We start from the raw sequence: 16,166 nt of genomic DNA, 5'->3' as shown, positions 1-16,166 counted from the left end.
GTCCGGGTCGGGGACGGGCGCCGCGCCCCGGACCCGGCGGCGGGCGCGGCTGGCGAGCTGACGGGCCGCGGCCGGGGTGCGGCCGACGATGGGCGCGATCTCGTCGAACGGCACGCCGAACAGATCGTGCAGCACGAACGCCAGCCGCTCGGCGGGAGCCAGCGCCTCGAGGACGACCAGCAGGGCGAGGCCGACCGAGTCGGCGAGCAGCGCCTGGTCCTCCGGGTCGACCCCGCCCGCACCGCTGAGGACCGGGTCCGGCACATGTGCCCCGAGGGGCTCCTCCCGCCGGGCGGTGCGCGTGCGCAGCATGTCGAGGCACACACGGCCGACGACGCTCGTCAGCCATCCGCCCAGGTTCGTCACCTCGCTGGTGTCGGAGCGGCTGAACCTCAGCCACGCCTCCTGGACGGCGTCGTCGGCTTCGCTGAGCGAGCCGAGCATGCGGTAGGCCACCGCCCGCAGATGGCCGCGGTGTGCCTCGAAGGTCTCCGCCAGGAACGCGTTTCCGCCCATCGGCCCTCGCCCTCTCTCCTCGTCCGTGTCATCAGAACACTGACGTACCGGCCGCTGCCGATGTGACAGCGCGGGCGGGAGACGGGGCGGGGCGGACACCGGCGCCGGCCGGTACGCCCGTTCGGCCCCTCAGCCCTTGACGCGCCGCGGCCCCCTCACTACATAACTTGGGAGCGCTCCCAAGACGTTCGCAGTCCACTATTGTCATGACCCGGGCAAACCACCCCGGACCGACCGCTCCCCCACCAGGAGTCGCCCATGCGTAGGACCGTCCCCACCGGCGCCACCGCCCCTCGCGTCGTGGCCGTCGTGTTCGCGGCCATCACCGCCCTGCTGCTGTCGCTGCCCTCCCTCGCGCCACCCGCCCGCGCCGCCACGGCGGGATTACAGGCCACGCACGGATTACGCGCCGCGGGCGGATCACACGCCGCGAGCGGATTACATGTCGCGGGCGGCAAGCTGGTCGAAGGCAACGGCACCCCGTTCGTGATGCGCGGCGTCAACCACGCCCACACCTGGTACGCCACCCGGACCACCCAGGCGCTCGCCGACATCAAGGCACTGGGCGCCAACACCGTGCGGGTGGTGCTGTCCACCGGGGACCGCTGGACCAAGAACGACACCGCCGATGTGGCGAACGTCGTCGCGCAGTGCAAGCGCAACCGGCTCATCTGCGTGCTCGAAGCCCACGACACCACCGGTTACGGCGAGCAGGGCGGCGCCATCCCCCTCTCCCGCGCCGCGGACTACTGGATCAGCGTGCGCTCCGCCCTCGCGGGCCAGGAGAGCTACGTCGTCGTCAACCTCGGCAACGAGCCGTACGGAAACACCAACGCCACCGCGTGGACCGCCGACACCAAGGCCGCCATCCAGAAGCTGCGCACCGCCGGAATCCATCACGCCCTGATGGCCGACGCCCCCAACTGGGGCCAGGACTGGAGCTTCACCATGCGCGACAACGCGGCCTCCGTCCTGGCCGCCGACCCGGACCGCAACACCGTGTTCTCCGTCCACACGTACGGAGTCTTCGACACCGCAGCCGAGGTCAAGGACTACCTCACCCGTTTCGTCAACGCCAAACTGCCGCTCGTCGTGGGCGAGTTCGGCCACAACCACTCCGACGGCAACCCCGATGAGGACGCCATCATGGCGAACGCCCGGACGCTCGGCGTCGGCTATCTGGGCTGGTCCTGGAGCGGCAACAGCGGCGGGGTCGAATACCTCGACATGGCCACCGGGTTCAACGCCGCGTCGCTCACCACCTGGGGGCAGCGGATCTTCAAGGGTGCGAACGGCATCGGGTCCACGTCCAGAGAAGCCACGGTCTACCGCTCCTAGAAGGGCCCCACCATGCCCAAGTCCTCTTTCCCTTCCACCGCCCGCACCGCCGCCGCCCTGCTGGCCGGAGCGCTGCTGTTCGTCGCCGCGCCCACCACCCAGGCCGCCGTGGCCGCGCCCTCGGCCGTCCACGTCAACCAGCTCGGTTATCTGCCGGACGGCCCCAAGCGCGCCACCGTCGTCACCGCGAGCACCACCGCCCTGCCGTGGCAACTGCGCGACGCGTCCGGCGGGACGGCCGCCTCCGGCACCACCACCGCGGGTGGCGCCGACGCCGCCTCCGGCGACTCCACCCAGCTGGTGGACTTCTCCTCGTACCGGGGAACGGGCACCGGCTACACCCTCACCGTGGACGGCCGCACCAGCCACCCGTTCGACATCCGCGCGGGCCTGTACGACGGGCTGCGCGCCGACGCGATGTCCTTCTTCTACCAGCAGCGCAGCGGCACACCCATCGAGGCGCGGCTCGCCGGAGCGGCGTACGCGCGCCCGGCCGGCCACCTCGGTGTCGCGCCCAACCAGGGTGACACCAGCGTGCCGTGCCAGCCCGGCGTGTGCGACTACGCGCGCGATGTCCGCGGTGGCTGGTACGACGCCGGTGACCAGGGCAAGTACGTGGTCAACGGGGGCATCGCCGCCTGGCAGCTGGTGAACTCCTTCGAGCGCGCCCGGCGGGCGGGCCACGCCGCGGCGCTCGGCGACTCCACCCTGCGCGTGCCCGAGCGGGGCAACAAGGTGCCCGACGTCCTCGACGAGGGGCGCTGGGAGCTGGAGTTCCTGATGCGGATGCAGATCCCGGACGGGAAACCGCTCGCGGGCATGGCCTTCCACAAGATCCATGACGCGGCCTGGACCGGTCTGCCCACCCGCCCCGAACAGGACTCCCAGCCGCGCGAACTCCACCCCGCGTCCACCGCCGCCACGCTCAACCTGGCGGCCACGGCGGCCCAGTGCGCACGGGTCTACGCCCCCTACGACGCGGCCTTCGCCGCACGCTGCCTCGCCTCCGCACGCCGCGCGTGGACCGCCGCCCAGGCCCACCCCGACCGGCTCGCCCCGGACTCCGACGGCACGGGCGGCGGCGCGTACGGGGACACCCGGGTCGGCGACGAGTTCTACTGGGCGGCCGCCGAGCTGTACGCCACCACCAAGGAGAGCCGCTACCGGGACGCGGTGACCGCCTCGCCCTTCCACACCGCGGACGTCTTCACCGCAGCCGGTTTCGCCTGGCACGACACCGCCGCCCTCGGCCGCATCACCCTGGCCACCGTCCCGAACGGCCTGCCCGCCACCGACCTCACCCGCGTCCGCGCCTCCGTGGTGTCCGCCGCCGACGGCTACCTGGCCACCATGGGCCGCCAGGGATATGCCGTCCCCCTGACCACCGACGGCTACGTCTGGGGCTCCAACGGCCAAGTGGCCAACAACGCGAGCGTCATCGCCGTCGCCCACGAACTCACCCGGCAACCCCGCTACCGCACCGGCGCCCTGGAAGCCCTGGACTACCTGCTCGGCCGCAACGTACTCGGCCAGTCCTACATCACCGGCTACGGCGACCACACCGCCCTCAACCAGCACCACCGCTTCTGGGCCCACCAGTACGACGCCTCCCTCCCGAACCCACCCGCAGGCTCCTTCGCAGGCGGCCCGAACGCGGCCCTCCAGGATCCGGTGGCCCAGGAGAAACTGGCGGGCTGCAAGCCCGCGAAGTGCTACATCGACGACATCGGCTCGTACTCCACCAACGAGGTGGCGATCAACTGGAACGCCCCGCTGGCCTGGCTGGTGGCATTCGCCGCCGAGCGCTGAGCTTGATCTTCACATGGCTCCAGTGACACATCCAGGCGCCATTGGGTGCGCCCCGCCCGGGCGCCCCGCGCTGTCCGCCCCAAGGGGGCCTGCGGCGCGGGGCGTACCGGGCGGGGTCGCAGGTCAGAGGACGGAGACCAGGAGCGATACCGCCGACTCCTGGCGGCCGATCGACGCCGTGTCGAACGGTCCAGCCCAGTGTTGTCCGTACTGGTCGGCGCTGTTCCGGGCTTTGGCGTACGCGGAGTTCGCCTGCGCTTGGAGGTAGCTTCGGTAGGGATGCCCGGGGAGGGCGTTGTCGAGTTCGCCGAGGTTGCGCGCGAAGATGCCCTTGAAGGCCGTCCCGTCGAATTCGCAGTTCCCGGTTGCCTCGCAGGGTTCGGTGAGGATGCCCTTCGGCGAGAGCAGCGGGCTGGCGATCACGGCATCGGCGATCTGCCGCGCCGTGGTGAGCATGGCCTTCTGACCGGTGGCCTTGTACAGCTCGACGAGGCCGCCCAGGACCACCCCCTGGTTGTAGGTCCACGTGGTCCCGCCGTTATTGGCGCAGCCACCGCTCTGCGTGTTCAGGCCGTCGTTGACGAGGTGATCGTTATTGATCATCCCGCTGTTCTTGAACCAGTTCCACGCTTCGAGGGCGTGGTTCAGGTACACCTTGTCGCCGGGGATCCGGTTGTGCAGGGATGCGGCGAGCTTGATGTACAGCTCGATGCTGATCGCGTTCTTGTAGGTCTTGCTCGGGATGTCNCAGCTCGATGCTGATCGCGTTCTTGTAGGTCTTGCTCGGGATGTCCCACCAAATGCCGCCGCCACAGGTGTCGTCCCAGTAGTCGCGCATGTAGGTCTCGTCCAGCTGGGCGATGTTGAGGTACTGCTTGTCGCGCGTCAGGTCGTACATGCGGGTCATGGCCAGCGCCCACCAGCCGGTGTCGTCGGTGGAGTCGGCCCTGAACTCACCGCCGCCCTGGGGCCACCATTCCAAGGGCTTCCGCTGTTCGGCGATGGTGTTCTTGACCTCGGGCAGATACTTCCGCGAGCCGGTCCTGGTCATGTAGTCCAGCAGCGCCTGGAGGGCGTTCCCCGACTGCCACCAGGGAGCTTCGGGATTCCAGCGGCCGGTCTCCTGGTCATAGAAGCCCATCATCGCGTCGACGGCTGCGGAGGCCTTGGCGCGTGCGGTGGGGGCGGCCTGAGCAGCGCCCTGGGCTGGTATGGCGGTCGCGAGTAGGGACAGGACCACACCGCAGGCGGCGACGACCGCGGTGGTCCATGTTCTTCGGGCCCGTCTGTGCATGTCGGGAACTCCTTGTGTGGTGAGGGGGCACTGCTCCTTGGGGGGGTGGGAGGAGAGAGGGCGGCGCGGGTGCGGCTTTCAGGGGCGGCGGGCGGGTGGATCACGCCCGGACGGCTGGGGCGGCCTCATGCGGTGATCACCTTGCCGCCCGCCTGCTGGAAGGACTCCAGCGTCCGGGGGTCGGCGCCGGCGGTGGTGACGAGGACGTCGATGTCGGAGAGCGAGCACAGGCGCAGGCTGCCCGTGCCGGGGAACTTGGTCTCGGTGGCCACCAGCACCACGGTGTCGGCGACCTCGATCATGGCCTGCTTGATGGGCGCCTCGACGGCCATGTTGTCCACGACGTGACCGCTGGCGCGCACACCCGTACAGCTCAGGAACAGCAGGTCAGCGCTGATCTGCCGCAGGGCCGTCTCAGTGAGCGAGCCGACCATGGACTGGTAGTTGCGGCGCAGTACGCCGCCGAGCATGACCAGCCGTACGGTGTCGTCGTCCCGCAGTTCGTCCAGTACGGCCACATTGCTGGTGATCACGGTGACCGGGCGTCCGCGCAGCCGACGGGCGATCATGGCGGTGCTGGTGCCGATGTCCAGGACGACCACGCTTTCGTCCACGACGAGTTCGGCAGCGCGCGTGGCCATGGCTTCCTTCATCGCCATGTCGTGTGATGCCGAGACGTCGAACGGCTCCTCGTCGTCGATTTTCTCCGCTGCGGCCTCCGCGCTGGCACGCAGCGACAGGGCGGCGCCGCCGTAGGTGCGTATGAGCTCGCCGTCACGGTCGAGCAGCGTCAGGTCGCGGCGGATCGTCGACTCGCTGACCTGGAGCTGCTCGGCCAGCTCGCGCACAGAGGCCACCCCTCCCGTCATCCGGAGAGATTTCACGATCTTGGCGTGCCGTTTACTCGAAGTCACGCGCTGAAAGTAGCACCGCTTGACTGACTTCAGTCACTGAGAAAAGTAAACAAGTGCTTTACTGGCTGACTCTTGCCATAAGCGGATCCTCCTGCTCATAGTTGAGCACCTTGATGGCGACGCGCGGCGTGCCCTGCGTCAGCACCCCTGTCTTCGTCGGAACTCGCGTCGGCTCTTCCCCCCCCCCTGAAGAGGTCCCGACCGGCGCGGGCGGCGACTCCTCGGCATCCCGCCCCCGCTTCCCACACCCCGCTTCCCACGCCCCTCTTCGCACACCCCGCTTCCCATCACCGCGGGCGAGATCACAGGAGAACCACCCATGAGCGACAAAACACGTTATCGTCGCCTCGTCGCGGCCGCGCTCACCGCCGCGTGTCTGACCGCTGCGGCGGCCTGCGCACCGGGCGGCGACAGTGGTTCGTCGAAGAGCCCGGGCAGCGCGAGCCCGGGCTCCACCGACCCGGCCAAGGCCGGCAAGGTCACGCTCACCGTGTGGGACCAGAACACCGATGCCGGCACCGACGCCTCGACCAAGGCGCTGAACGCGGCGTTCATGAAGAAGTACCCGAACGTCACCATCAAGCGCGTCTCCCGGTCCTTCTCCGACCTCAAGACGACCCTCAAGCTCGCCCTGTCCTCCGCCAACCCGCCGGACGCCATCCAGGCCAACCAGGGCTACCCCGACATGGGCGCCTTCGTGAAGGCCAAGCTGCTGCGGCCCGTCGACCCCTACGCCAAGGTCTACGGCTGGGACACCGCTTACCCCCGGCAACTGCTCGACCTCAACAAATTCTCGGCCGACGGCAAGACCTGGAAGACCGGCAACCTGTACGGCGTATCCCAGACCGGCGAGATCATCGGCGTCTACTACAACAAGGCCAAGCTGAAGTCCCTCGGCATAGCGCCCCCGACCACACTCGCCGACTTCCAAAGCGCGCTCGCGAAGTCCAAGGCATCCGGCCTGCTGCCCGTCTCCTACGGCGACTCCGACAAGAGCCCGGGCATCCACCTCTTCGGAGTCGTACAGGCCCTGACCGCGGGCAAGGCCGAGGTCCGCAATCTCGTCTTCGACCAGGGCAAGGCCAAGTGGACCGGCTCCGGCACCGTGAAGGCCGCCCGAATCCTCCAGCAGTGGGCCAGGAAGGGCTATCTGACCTCCGGATTCAACGGCCAGAGCTCCGACCAGGCCGCCTCCGCCTTCGCCGCGGGCAAGTCCGCCTTCCTGGTGGACGGCACCTGGCAGCAGGCCACCCTCGCGCAGAAGATGGGCGCCGGAAAGGTCGGCTTCACCGCACTGGCCCCGTCCTCCGGCGCGACCCCGCTCACCCAGGGCGGCGAGGGGCTGGCATGGGCGGTCACGTCCAAGTCGCGGCACCCCGATGTGGCCGCCGCCTACATCAACTTCCTGGTCGACGCAGGCGGCATGAAGGTCTCCGCGGACAAGGGCAACCTCCCGGCGCTGCCGCCCCCGTCATGGAAGCCCGCCGAGGGCACGGTCCATGCCGACATCCTGAAGGGGTGGAAGGCCGTCAGCCAGAAGGACGGACTGCTGCCGTACCTCGACTACTCCACCCCGACCTTCTACGACACCCTCACCGCCGCTGTACAGGAAGTCACGGCAGGCCAGCTGAGCCCGGCGAAGTTCGGCGAGAAACTCCAGTCCGACTACTCCACCTTCCAGCAGAGCAGGTAGGTCCGCGACCGGAAACGAAAGCCATGGCTGTCACCACGTCCCGCTCACCCGCGCACAAGCGTCCGGCCGAAGCACCCCGACGGCGCCCGGCCGGGCGCCGCAGCCGGATCCAGGCGAAGGGATACCTCTACCTCCTGCCCGCCTTCACCGTCCTCGCTGCCTTCTTGCTGGTCCCGCTCGGGCAGCTGGTCCAGATTTCCCTGTACCACTGGGACGGCCTGTCCGGCTCGACCTGGGCCGGTCTCGCCAATTACACCGAGATCGCGCGGAGCCCGCAGCTGCGCGCGAGCTTCGTCCACTCCCTGGTGCTCATCCTTTTCTACGCCGTCATCCCGACCGCGCTGGCACTGATGCTGGCAGGGGTGACCACCCGCGCGGCACGGCTGCGCGGAGCGTCCTTCTTCCGTGCCGTGATCTTCCTGCCCCAGATCGTCGCCATGGTCGTCACCGCCACCGCGTGGACGGCCATCTACGCGCCCGACGGCGTGCTCAACACCCTGCTGCGGGCCATCGGCCTGAAGTCGGTCACCCGCGCCTGGCTCGGCGATTTCGGCACCGCCCTGCCGGCCGTCGGCCTCATCGGCACCTGGCTGGAGATCGGCCTGTGCCTCGTGCTGTTCGTCTCCGGGATCGGCCAGATCCCGCGCGAACTCTACGAGGCCGCCAAGGTGGACGGCGCCGGAGCGGTCCGGGAGTTCCTCGCCGTCACGCTGCCCGGACTGCGCGGCCAGATCACCGTGGCGCTCACCCTCACCGTCATCGCCGCGCTGCGCACGTTCGACCTGGTGTACATCACCACCCACGGCGGCCCCGGCGACTCCACCAGCCTGCCCGCCTTCGAGGTGTACAACCGCGCCTTCAGCACCGGGCAGGTCGGCTCGGCCTGCGCCATCGCCGTGATCCTGACGCTCATCATCCTGCTGGTCACCTACGCGATAACCAAGCTCCAGCCGAAGGAGGACTGACCGGTGATCTCCCGGCGCGAACGCTCTCTCAGCTACGCGATCCTCATCCTCTTCGCGGCCGTCGCCACGCTGCCCCTCATCGGCGTACTGGCCTCCGCACTCGCTCCGCGCAGTCAGTCCTCCGCCTCGTTCAGCTGGCCGGACCGACTCGACTGGAGCAACTTCTCCGCGGCCTGGACCGAGGGGCACTTCGCCACCTACCTCGCGTCCAGCGTGCTGGTCACCGTGAGCGTGGTGCTGCTCACCGCGGCCTTGGCGATCCTGGCCGGTTACTCCTTCGCACACTTCACCTACCCATGCCGCTCCCTGCTCTTCTACACCACGCTGATCGGCCTGATGGTGCCTCCGGAGGCATTCGTCATCCCGCTCTACTTCGACCTGCGGTCCCTTGGTCTCACCGACTCGTACTGGTCGCTGATCCTTCCGCAGACCGCCCAGTCCCTGGCCTTCGGCATCTTCTGGATGCGCAACTTCTTCCGCTCGGTGCCGTCCAGTGTGATCGAGGCGGCCAGACTCGACGGGGCCTCGGACTGGCGGGTGCTGTGGCAGATCCTGGTGCCGGCCGGGCGTCCGGCGCTGCTCACGATGGCCATGCTCGTCTTCATGTGGACGTGGAACGAGTTCCTGCTCCCGCTCGTCATGATCACGAACGAAAGCAAGCGCACCGCGCCGCTCGGTCTGGCCTTCTTCCAGGGCGAGCACACCACCCAGTTCTCCCTGCTCGCCGCCGCGTCCGTGATCGTTGCCCTGCCGGTAGTGATCCTCTATGTGTTCCTCCAGCGGCATTTCATCTCGGGGATGCTGTCCGGGGCCGTGAAGGGATAGCCAACTGACGCGAATGCTCGGGTCGCCCCCAGGCCGCGCCCGCGGCGTATTGAACCGCAGGCAGTGCGTTCGGGCGCGGGGCGCGGGCCGACAGCAACTCGATCACTTCCCGCAGCCAGCAGCCATCAGCCGGCGGCGCACGGTGGACGCGGAGACGCTGTTGCCGCCTGCCATGCCGGAAAGCCGCTGGTCATGTCGGAGGACCGCCGGGTCACTCCGTTTCCCGCATGCGGAAGGCCATCAGGCTGATGCCCACGGGGACCGTGCCGGGCGAATGCGGTGGGCGTGCGGCGGCGTGGAGTTCGGCGGCGAGGTCGGCGAGCCGCTGCCGGGCGTCCTCCCAGACCTCCGGGTCCACCCACAGCTCGCCGTCCGCCGTCACGCCGCCACTGTCCGGATCCCGCCGGGCGGCGCGCTCCTGAAGGGTGTGCGCCAGAGCCGCGGCCAGCAGGGGCGTCCCGTCGCTCCGGTCGGACAGCGGTGAGCCGTGGACGGTGCGATAGCGACGCTCCCGGCCTCCGCGACGGGTGCGCTCCTCGGCCAGTTCGACCAATCCCGCCGCGTCCAGGCGCCGCAGGTGCTGGCTGGCCAGGGCGTGGGAGATGTCCAGCTCACGGGCGAGTTCGGCGGCTGACATCGGCCCGGGCCACATGAGCGTGAGCATCCGCAGCCGCACGGGGTGGGCCAGCGCCCTCAGGGCAGGGTCTGTATCGGTCACGCCGGTCAGTAAAGCGCACCCCGGGAGGCCTGGCGGCCTACTGCCAAGCAAATGATTGGGGGTAGGCTGCCGAAGCCACTGAAGCGCGAGCGCCCACGAAGGGGACGTGCATGGCCTGGGGCCTGGTCACGGTGCTACGGAACCGCAATGCTCGCTTCTACCTGACGGGTGTGATCGTCTCCGGGTTCGGCGACTCGGCCATGTCCCTGGCCGCCGGAGTGTGGGTCAAGGAACTCACCGGTTCCAGCAGCCTCGCGGCCCTGGTGAGCGTGTGCGTCTGGGCACCGGCCTTGATGGGACCGGTCATCGGCACACTGGCCGACCGGGTGCGGCGGCGCCCGCTGCTGATCGCCACCAGCCTCGTCCTGGCCGCCATCATGACGGCTCCGCTCGCCGTACGTTCCCGGGACGACGTCTGGCTGCTCTTCGCTGTGCTGACCCTGGTGGGAGTGGGCGCCGTTCTCACCGACGCGGCGGAAACCGCACTGGTGGCCTCCGCCGTCCCCGGCGAACTGCGCGGCGACTTCAACGGGTTGGTCCGTACGGCGATCGAGAGTACGAAGCTGCTCGGCCCGCTGGCGGGCGCAGCCCTGTTCACCGTGCTGGGTGGTCCCACGGTAGCCGCGTTGGACGCCGTCACCTTCGCCCTCGCCGCCCTCGCGTTCTGTCTGATCCGCGTACGCGAACCCGCGCCGACGAAACGTCCGGTACGAAACTGGTGGACTGAAACGGCAGTTGGGCTCTCCTGCCTGTGGCGGCACCGAACGCTGCGGCCGCTGGTGCTCGTCGGCGGCTGTGCCATGACGGCGTCCGGCCTGAGGAGTACCGCCACCTACGCGCTGATCGACACCGGATTGCACCGCCCCGCGGCCTTGGCGGGTGTGATCGCGCTGGTTCAAGGAATCGGATCGGTCATCAGTGGCCTGACAGCAGGGGCGTTACTTCGCCGCCTGTCCGCACGCCGCGTCTCGGCGATCGGGCTCACCATCTGCGCACTCGGCTCACTCGCCTGGGCCATTCCCTGGCTCCCCGTGGTCCTGGGCGGCAGCCTGGCGATGGGCCTCGGCCTGCCCTGGCCACTCATCAGCGCGATGACGTCCGTCCAAACGGAAACCCCGGGCCACCTGCTGGGACGGGTCGCGGCCTCCGCCAACACCCTCATCTTCGCGCCCACCGGGCTCGCACTCCTGCTGGGCACGGCCATGGTCGCCACCCTCGACTACCGCGTACAGCTCCTCTCAGCGGCCGCGCTCGCCCTGGGAGCGGCTGCACTGCTGGTGGGCACGGACTTCGCCACCCGATTCAAAGGTCCATCCAACGCGGGGACCGGGCCGTCGACCGACGCCGCATCACGCACGGTCGCGCGAGACGACGCCGGTCGGTGACCTCTCCCGGTCAGCGGGGCAGCTGGGCCTCGATCGCCTCGACGACCTCCGCCGCCTCCGGCTCGGTCCGCGGCCGGAAGCGGCCGACCACCTGGCCCTGGGGCGAGAGCAGGAACTTCTCGAAGTTCCACTGCACGTCCCCGGCCTCCCCCGCCGCGTCCGGGGTCCGAGTCAGCTCGGCGTAGAGCGGATGCCGCTGCTCGCCGTTGACGTCGATCTTCTCCAGCAGCGGGAAGGAGACGCCGTACGTGGTCGAGCAGAACGTCTCGATCTCCTCCGCCGTCCCCGGCTCCTGCCCCGCGAACTGGTTGCACGGAACCCCCAGCACGGTGAACCCTCGCCCGGCGTATCGCTGCTGCAACCTCTCCAGCCCCTCGTACTGCGGCGTCAGCCCGCACTTGGACGCCACATTGACCACCAGCACCGCGGCGCCCTGATGCGAGCCGAGCGTGGTCGGCTCGCCGGACAGGGTGCGCAGGGGAATGTCGTACAGACTCATCGCGGATCCCACCTTCGTCGTTCGACCGATGCGGCCAATCTATGCGATCACGGAGTCACGGACCCGGATCACAACTTGACCACGACTTACACACAAACTTTTCACTTTTCAATTACCGCGGTTATGGTCAGCTCCTCGAGTTTCACTCAAGGGGGGACTATGTCCTGGAATAACCGCCCAACACCGCCACCTCCGGGCCTCGCGCCCAGTCGGCCGAGATGGGCCCGTAAGCGCGTCGCCATACCGGCCGCGGCCGCGCTGCTGTTCGTCGGCATGGGCATGGGCTCGACGGACGGGGAGGACGCCAAGGCGGCAAGCCGGGCCAAACCCGCACCCACGGTGACGGTGACGGTCACCGCGAAGCCCGCCCAGGTCAAGCACAAGGCCGAGCCCACGCCGACCGTCACGGTCACCAGGACCGTCACGGCCAAGCCCGAGCCGAAGGCCACGCCGAAGCCGCAGGTGACGCGGAGCGCCGAAGCGCCCGTCGACGCCTCGTCGTCCGGGTCAGGGTCAAGGTCTTCTGGATCCGGGTCCTCCGGGTCCGGGGGCGGGGACTCGGCTTCCGGGGGGACCGGCGGGGGTGGGGCCACGGCCTTGTGTGAGGACGGGACGCTTTCGTACGCCGCGCACCATCAGGGTGCCTGCTCGCATCACGGCGGGGTCGCCGTCTTCTACCGGTGACACGGCGACGGGGCGCGCCGATGTGGCGCGCCCCGTCGGCGTAGCGGCCCGCCGGGCTACTCCGGCGGGGTGGGGGTGTCGTGGTTGCGGTACATCGCCTGGATGTCGAGTTCCAGCTTGACCGTCGGGCCGACGACGGCGATGCCGCGGGCGAGCATGTTTCGCCAGTTCAGCGTGTAGTCCTCGCGGTGGAGTTCGGCGGTGGCGTGGGCCGCGCAGCGGAGTTCCTGTTCGTAGCCGCCGTTCACCGCGCCGAGGTAGGTGGTGTCCAGGGTGACGGAGCGGCTGACGCCGTGCATCGTCAGGGGGCCCTGGATGCTCCACTTCGAGCCACTGCGCCAGGTGAACTTGCTGCTGGCGAAGTGTATGTCCGGGAAGTTCTCGACGTCGAGGAAGTCCGCCGAGCGCAGGTGGTTGTCCCGGGTGTTGTTGCCGGTGGAGATGCTGGAGGCGTCGATGAGGACCTCGACGCGGGAGTCCTCGATGCGCTCGGCGACGTGGATGCCACCGCGGAAGCGGGTGAAGCGGCCGTGCACGTTGGCCATGCCGACGTGGCGGGCGATGAAGCGGATGGCGGTGTGCGGGGGGTCGAACAGCCAGGTGCCGGGCGGGGGAAGTTCGAGCTGCTGCGAGGGCTGCATCGGGATGCGCAGGGGGTCGGCGCATTCGCCCGGCCTGACCTCGGTGGTGAGGCGATGGGGGGTCAGGCCGCTGCCGGTGAGCAGTACGGAGTACTCGCCCGGCTCCAGGGTGGCGACGAACAGCCCGTGCGGGTCCGTGGTGGCCTTGACCGCCTGCTTGCCCGCGCCGCGGGTCGCGGTGATGGTGACCTCGACACCGCCCAGCGGCTCGCCGACGGGGTCCAGGACCTCGCAGCTGAAGGCACCGGCGCCGACGGGCATGGGGAGGCGGAGACCCGATCCACGGTTCGGGCGCTTGGTTCGCATGCGCCGGAGCAGTGCGAGGGGTGTTGCAGTCATCTCTCTAAAGTTTCTCTCGGTAACGGGGTCTCCCCATGATGGAGGGCGCTGGGGGACGTCACCCATCAGGGGTGGTTGTGTCAGCCAACGGCCTCGTGCGCGCCACTCATGAGGTGGCGCGCGACAACACGAGAGCGAAGTCGGCGAGACGGCTGGGGGGTCCTGACACCGTAACGCGTGGCGAGCCCGGGATCGTCGACCAGGGTGCAGCCCCGCACCGGGTCTGTTGGGCGGCGCTCGCCGGTGCCCACGAGGCCAAGCGGGGTGGGCTCGGCCTCGCGGACACAGTTGTGCAGATGTCGGGTCAGGGACGTGAGGAGATTGCGCAGCCGCGGCTCGGGGGTGTCAGTCGGCCTCCTCGGGTGCCGGGCGCGCGTGTCCGAGAATCTGCCTCAGCGCGCCGGTCAGCAGGTCCGCGGCGTCCGGCGAGGCCGTGGCGTGGCGGAAGCCGATGTAGTTGTCGGGGCGGGCCAGCAGGGCACCGCCGTCCGCGGTTTCGCGCAGGCCCGCCCAGTCGCCGTAGGGGTCCTCGTACTCCTGGCCGGGCCCGATGACGACGGTGGCGACCTCGATGCCCAGGTCGCGCCGCGCGGCCTCGGCCGCCTGCCGCCAGCAGTCGCCGCCGATGCCGGTGAAGAGGGTGAACCGCCCGTGGCCACCGAGGTCGAGGGTCGAGAGGCGGTCGCTGCCACGGGTGACCCAGGCGTGCGGCAGCTTGGCGCCGGGCCGGGTGGAGGGCTGGTGATACAGCTCCCGGTCGCGGACGAAGCCGGGGTCGGGGGTGCCGTCGGGGACGACGGCGGCCGAGGTGTAGCGCTGGTTCATCTCCACGCCGTGCGCATTGAACTCGTACACCTTGGCGGCGATGGCCTCGCGCAGCCGCTGCCGCTGTTTCTCGGCCTCGGCGGTGGCGTCCTTGCGGGCGTCGACGTTGCGCCACATCTGCTCGGGGTCGGTGGTGGACAGCAGGTTCAGCGCCTCGAAGACGGGCGCGGTCTCGCCGATGCTCTTGTTGGCGCGTTCGACGGTCTGCCGCCCGACCGGGGCCCGCTCGGCGGAGTAGCTGTCCAGGAGGGCGGGCGCGGCGGTGCCGTCGAGGACGTGGCGGAGCTTCCAGGCGAGGTTGTACGCGTCCTGGATGGAGGTGTTGGAGCCGAGGCCGTTGGACGGCGGGTGGCGGTGGACGGCGTCGCCCGCGCACAGCACCCGCCGGTCGGCGTAGGTCTCGGCGTACAGGTGGTTGACCGTCCAGGCCGAGGTGGAGGTGATGCGCACCGGGATCTCGTCGTCGCCGAGCAGCCGCCGCACCACGGACAGCGCGAACTCCTCGGTGAGGTCCGGCGGCCCGGCCTCCAGGTCGTACCCCCACACCACCATCCACTCGGTCCAGGGGCGTACGCAGCGCACCAGCCCGGCGCCGATGCCGCCGACGGTGGCTCCGGGGGCGAGCACCCAGTAGAGCGTGGAGGGACGGTGGGCGGTGAGGGCGGTCAGGTCCGCCTCGAAGACGATGTTGAGGCTGCCCGCGACACCCATCCGCCCGACGGTGGGCAGCCCGGCGTTCTCGGCGACGCGACTGCGCCCGCCGTCCGCGCCGACCAGGTAGCGGGCCCGGATGCGGTACGTGTCGCCACGCAGCCGGTCCCGCACGGTCGCGGTGACCCCGTCGGCGTCCTGCTCGTGTGCGAGGTATTCGGTGTCGAAGCGCAGCGCGGTGCCCCGGGCGACGGCGGCGTCCACCAGGACGGGCTCCATGAGGTGCTGCGGCATGTCGCACATGGGGCTGGGGCTCGCCAGCTCGTGTTCGGCCTGGACGCGCGGGTCGTTGCCCCAGGAACGAAGCCGCCCCAGCTCCTCGCCCGCGAGGCTGGTGCAGAAGACGGTGTTCCCCATGAGGTGCTGCGGAGTGGCCTGCGCCCGCACCGGCTCCTCGACGCCGAGGTCACGCAGCACCTCCATGGTGCGCTGGTTGGTGATGTGCGCGCGGGGCGTGTCCGCGAGGCGGCCGTACCGGGTGACCATGATGTTGGACACGCCGTAGGTGCTCAGGGCGAGCGCCGTCGCGGCTCCGGCCGGGCCGCTGCCGACGACCAGGACGTCTGTCTCGACGGTGTTCACGTGCGTATGGCTCCTCTCCTGGCGGCCGGTTCGGTTCACAGGGTCCGGCCAGCATTGATGATCTTGATCCAGGAGTGGGTGGCGGAGGTGTCTCAATACGAGACACCCGGGCCGTATACGGTGAGGGCCCTGTGACGAGCATCGACGACACCCCGGCCGCCGCGGCTCTCGCCCCGGTGCGGCGGGCCCGTGAGCGGTTCCTCGGCGGGCGGCCGCCGGGCGAGGACATCCCCGACGCGCTGGCCGAGGCGTGGCGGCGGGCCCGTTTCCTCGGCGTACGGCGGGATCTGACGCCGCCGCCCGCCCCCGTACCCGCGCACTCCCCGCTGCTGACCGCCGCGCGCCCGGTGCTCGACCGCGTCCTGCCCACCCTGACCGGCGGCGACATGGCGCTGGTGCTCGCCGACTCCCGCTGCCGGGTGCTGTGG

15 protein-coding genes and 1 pseudogene are annotated in these 16,166 nt (G+C 69.9%); 8 read left to right on the top strand and 8 right to left on the bottom strand.

Features of this window, described 5'->3' with window-relative positions:
• Nucleotides 1-516: sigma-70 family RNA polymerase sigma factor (locus EEJ42_RS12975; protein WP_123100098.1), on the bottom strand; the 516-nt coding region annotated here is incomplete at its 3' end.
• A 258-nt stretch (nucleotides 517-774) separates the two neighbouring features.
• Here EEJ42_RS12975 and EEJ42_RS12970 point away from each other — a divergent pair.
• Together EEJ42_RS12970 and EEJ42_RS12965 are read left to right on the top strand one after the other, a co-directional pair.
• Nucleotides 775-1,854, top strand: a complete 1,080-nt coding sequence (locus EEJ42_RS12970; RefSeq protein WP_123100097.1) for a glycoside hydrolase family 5 protein — start codon at nucleotides 775-777, stop codon at nucleotides 1,852-1,854.
• A 12-nt stretch (nucleotides 1,855-1,866) separates the two neighbouring features.
• Nucleotides 1,867-3,663, top strand: coding sequence for a glycoside hydrolase family 9 protein (locus EEJ42_RS12965; protein ID WP_123100096.1), 1,797 nt, complete (start codon nucleotides 1,867-1,869; stop codon nucleotides 3,661-3,663).
• 123 nt (nucleotides 3,664-3,786) lie between these two features.
• Here the strand turns inward: EEJ42_RS12965 and EEJ42_RS53835 are convergent, their stop codons facing one another.
• From EEJ42_RS53835 to EEJ42_RS12955, 3 genes are all read right to left on the bottom strand, one after another.
• On the bottom strand, nucleotides 3,787-4,344 hold the full coding sequence (locus tag EEJ42_RS53835) for a glycoside hydrolase family 76 protein (protein WP_281291446.1): 558 nt from the start codon (nucleotides 4,342-4,344) through the stop codon (nucleotides 3,787-3,789).
• Nucleotides 4,256-4,804, bottom strand: a complete 549-nt coding sequence (locus tag EEJ42_RS53830) for a glycoside hydrolase family 76 protein (protein ID WP_425472890.1) — start codon at nucleotides 4,802-4,804, stop codon at nucleotides 4,256-4,258. The genes EEJ42_RS53835 and EEJ42_RS53830 overlap by 89 nt, the downstream gene beginning before the upstream one ends.
• A 278-nt stretch (nucleotides 4,805-5,082) precedes the next feature.
• Nucleotides 5,083-5,871, bottom strand: coding sequence for a DeoR/GlpR family DNA-binding transcription regulator (locus EEJ42_RS12955; RefSeq protein ID WP_123100095.1), 789 nt, complete (start codon nucleotides 5,869-5,871; stop codon nucleotides 5,083-5,085).
• Nucleotides 5,872-6,190: 319 nt separating this feature from the next.
• On the opposite strand from EEJ42_RS12955, the gene EEJ42_RS12950 reads away from it, so the two are divergent.
• The 3 genes from EEJ42_RS12950 to EEJ42_RS12940 are packed head-to-tail and all read left to right on the top strand — an operon-like array spanning nucleotide 6,191 to nucleotide 9,354.
• Nucleotides 6,191-7,564 carry an extracellular solute-binding protein gene (locus EEJ42_RS12950; RefSeq protein WP_123100094.1) on the top strand — a complete coding sequence of 458 codons (1,374 nt, stop codon included), beginning with the start codon at nucleotides 6,191-6,193 and terminating at the stop codon, nucleotides 7,562-7,564.
• Between the two features lie 23 nt (nucleotides 7,565-7,587).
• Entirely contained in the window at nucleotides 7,588-8,529 is a 942-nt protein-coding gene (locus tag EEJ42_RS12945; RefSeq protein WP_123100093.1) for a carbohydrate ABC transporter permease, read from the top strand.
• Nucleotides 8,530-8,532: 3 nt separating this feature from the next.
• Nucleotides 8,533-9,354, top strand: a complete 822-nt coding sequence (locus EEJ42_RS12940) for a carbohydrate ABC transporter permease (RefSeq protein ID WP_123100092.1) — start codon at nucleotides 8,533-8,535, stop codon at nucleotides 9,352-9,354.
• A gap of 211 nt (nucleotides 9,355-9,565) precedes the next feature.
• Here EEJ42_RS12940 and EEJ42_RS12930 read toward each other — a convergent pair whose 3' ends face one another.
• A complete protein-coding gene (locus EEJ42_RS12930) occupies nucleotides 9,566-10,072 on the bottom strand; it encodes an ArsR/SmtB family transcription factor (protein ID WP_123100091.1) in 507 nt (168 codons plus the stop codon).
• Nucleotides 10,073-10,182: 110 nt separating this feature from the next.
• On the opposite strand from EEJ42_RS12930, the gene EEJ42_RS12925 reads away from it, so the two are divergent.
• Entirely contained in the window at nucleotides 10,183-11,457 is a 1,275-nt protein-coding gene (locus EEJ42_RS12925) for an MFS transporter (protein ID WP_123100090.1), read from the top strand.
• 10 nt (nucleotides 11,458-11,467) lie between these two features.
• Here the strand turns inward: EEJ42_RS12925 and EEJ42_RS12920 are convergent, their stop codons facing one another.
• On the bottom strand, nucleotides 11,468-11,956 hold the full coding sequence (locus tag EEJ42_RS12920) for a glutathione peroxidase (protein ID WP_123100089.1): 489 nt from the start codon (nucleotides 11,954-11,956) through the stop codon (nucleotides 11,468-11,470).
• 159 nt (nucleotides 11,957-12,115) lie between these two features.
• Here EEJ42_RS12920 and EEJ42_RS12915 point away from each other — a divergent pair, with 159 nt between their 5' ends.
• Complete coding sequence (locus tag EEJ42_RS12915; RefSeq protein WP_123100088.1) at nucleotides 12,116-12,640, top strand: DUF3761 domain-containing protein; 525 nt, start codon at nucleotides 12,116-12,118, stop codon at nucleotides 12,638-12,640.
• A gap of 56 nt (nucleotides 12,641-12,696) precedes the next feature.
• On the opposite strand, the gene EEJ42_RS12910 is transcribed toward EEJ42_RS12915, so the two are convergent.
• Together EEJ42_RS12910 and EEJ42_RS12905 are read right to left on the bottom strand one after the other, a co-directional pair.
• Nucleotides 12,697-13,620: a YceI family protein gene (locus EEJ42_RS12910; protein ID WP_123100087.1), complete on the bottom strand. Its 924-nt coding sequence runs from the start codon at nucleotides 13,618-13,620 to the stop codon at nucleotides 12,697-12,699.
• Between the two features lie 345 nt (nucleotides 13,621-13,965).
• Complete coding sequence (locus EEJ42_RS12905; protein WP_123100086.1) at nucleotides 13,966-15,738, bottom strand: FAD-dependent oxidoreductase; 1,773 nt, start codon at nucleotides 15,736-15,738, stop codon at nucleotides 13,966-13,968.
• A gap of 131 nt (nucleotides 15,739-15,869) precedes the next feature.
• Between EEJ42_RS12905 and EEJ42_RS12900 the strand changes: the two are divergent.
• Nucleotides 15,870-16,166: pseudogene (locus tag EEJ42_RS12900) on the top strand (regulator); the annotation flags it as partial.

The sequence above is a fragment of the Streptomyces botrytidirepellens genome, assembly GCF_003721215.1.
GTDB classification, from domain to species: domain Bacteria; phylum Actinomycetota; class Actinomycetes; order Streptomycetales; family Streptomycetaceae; genus Streptomyces; species Streptomyces himastatinicus.
Note: the sequence above shows the minus strand (reverse complement) of the source record. Positions and strands in the feature narration are given on the sequence as shown.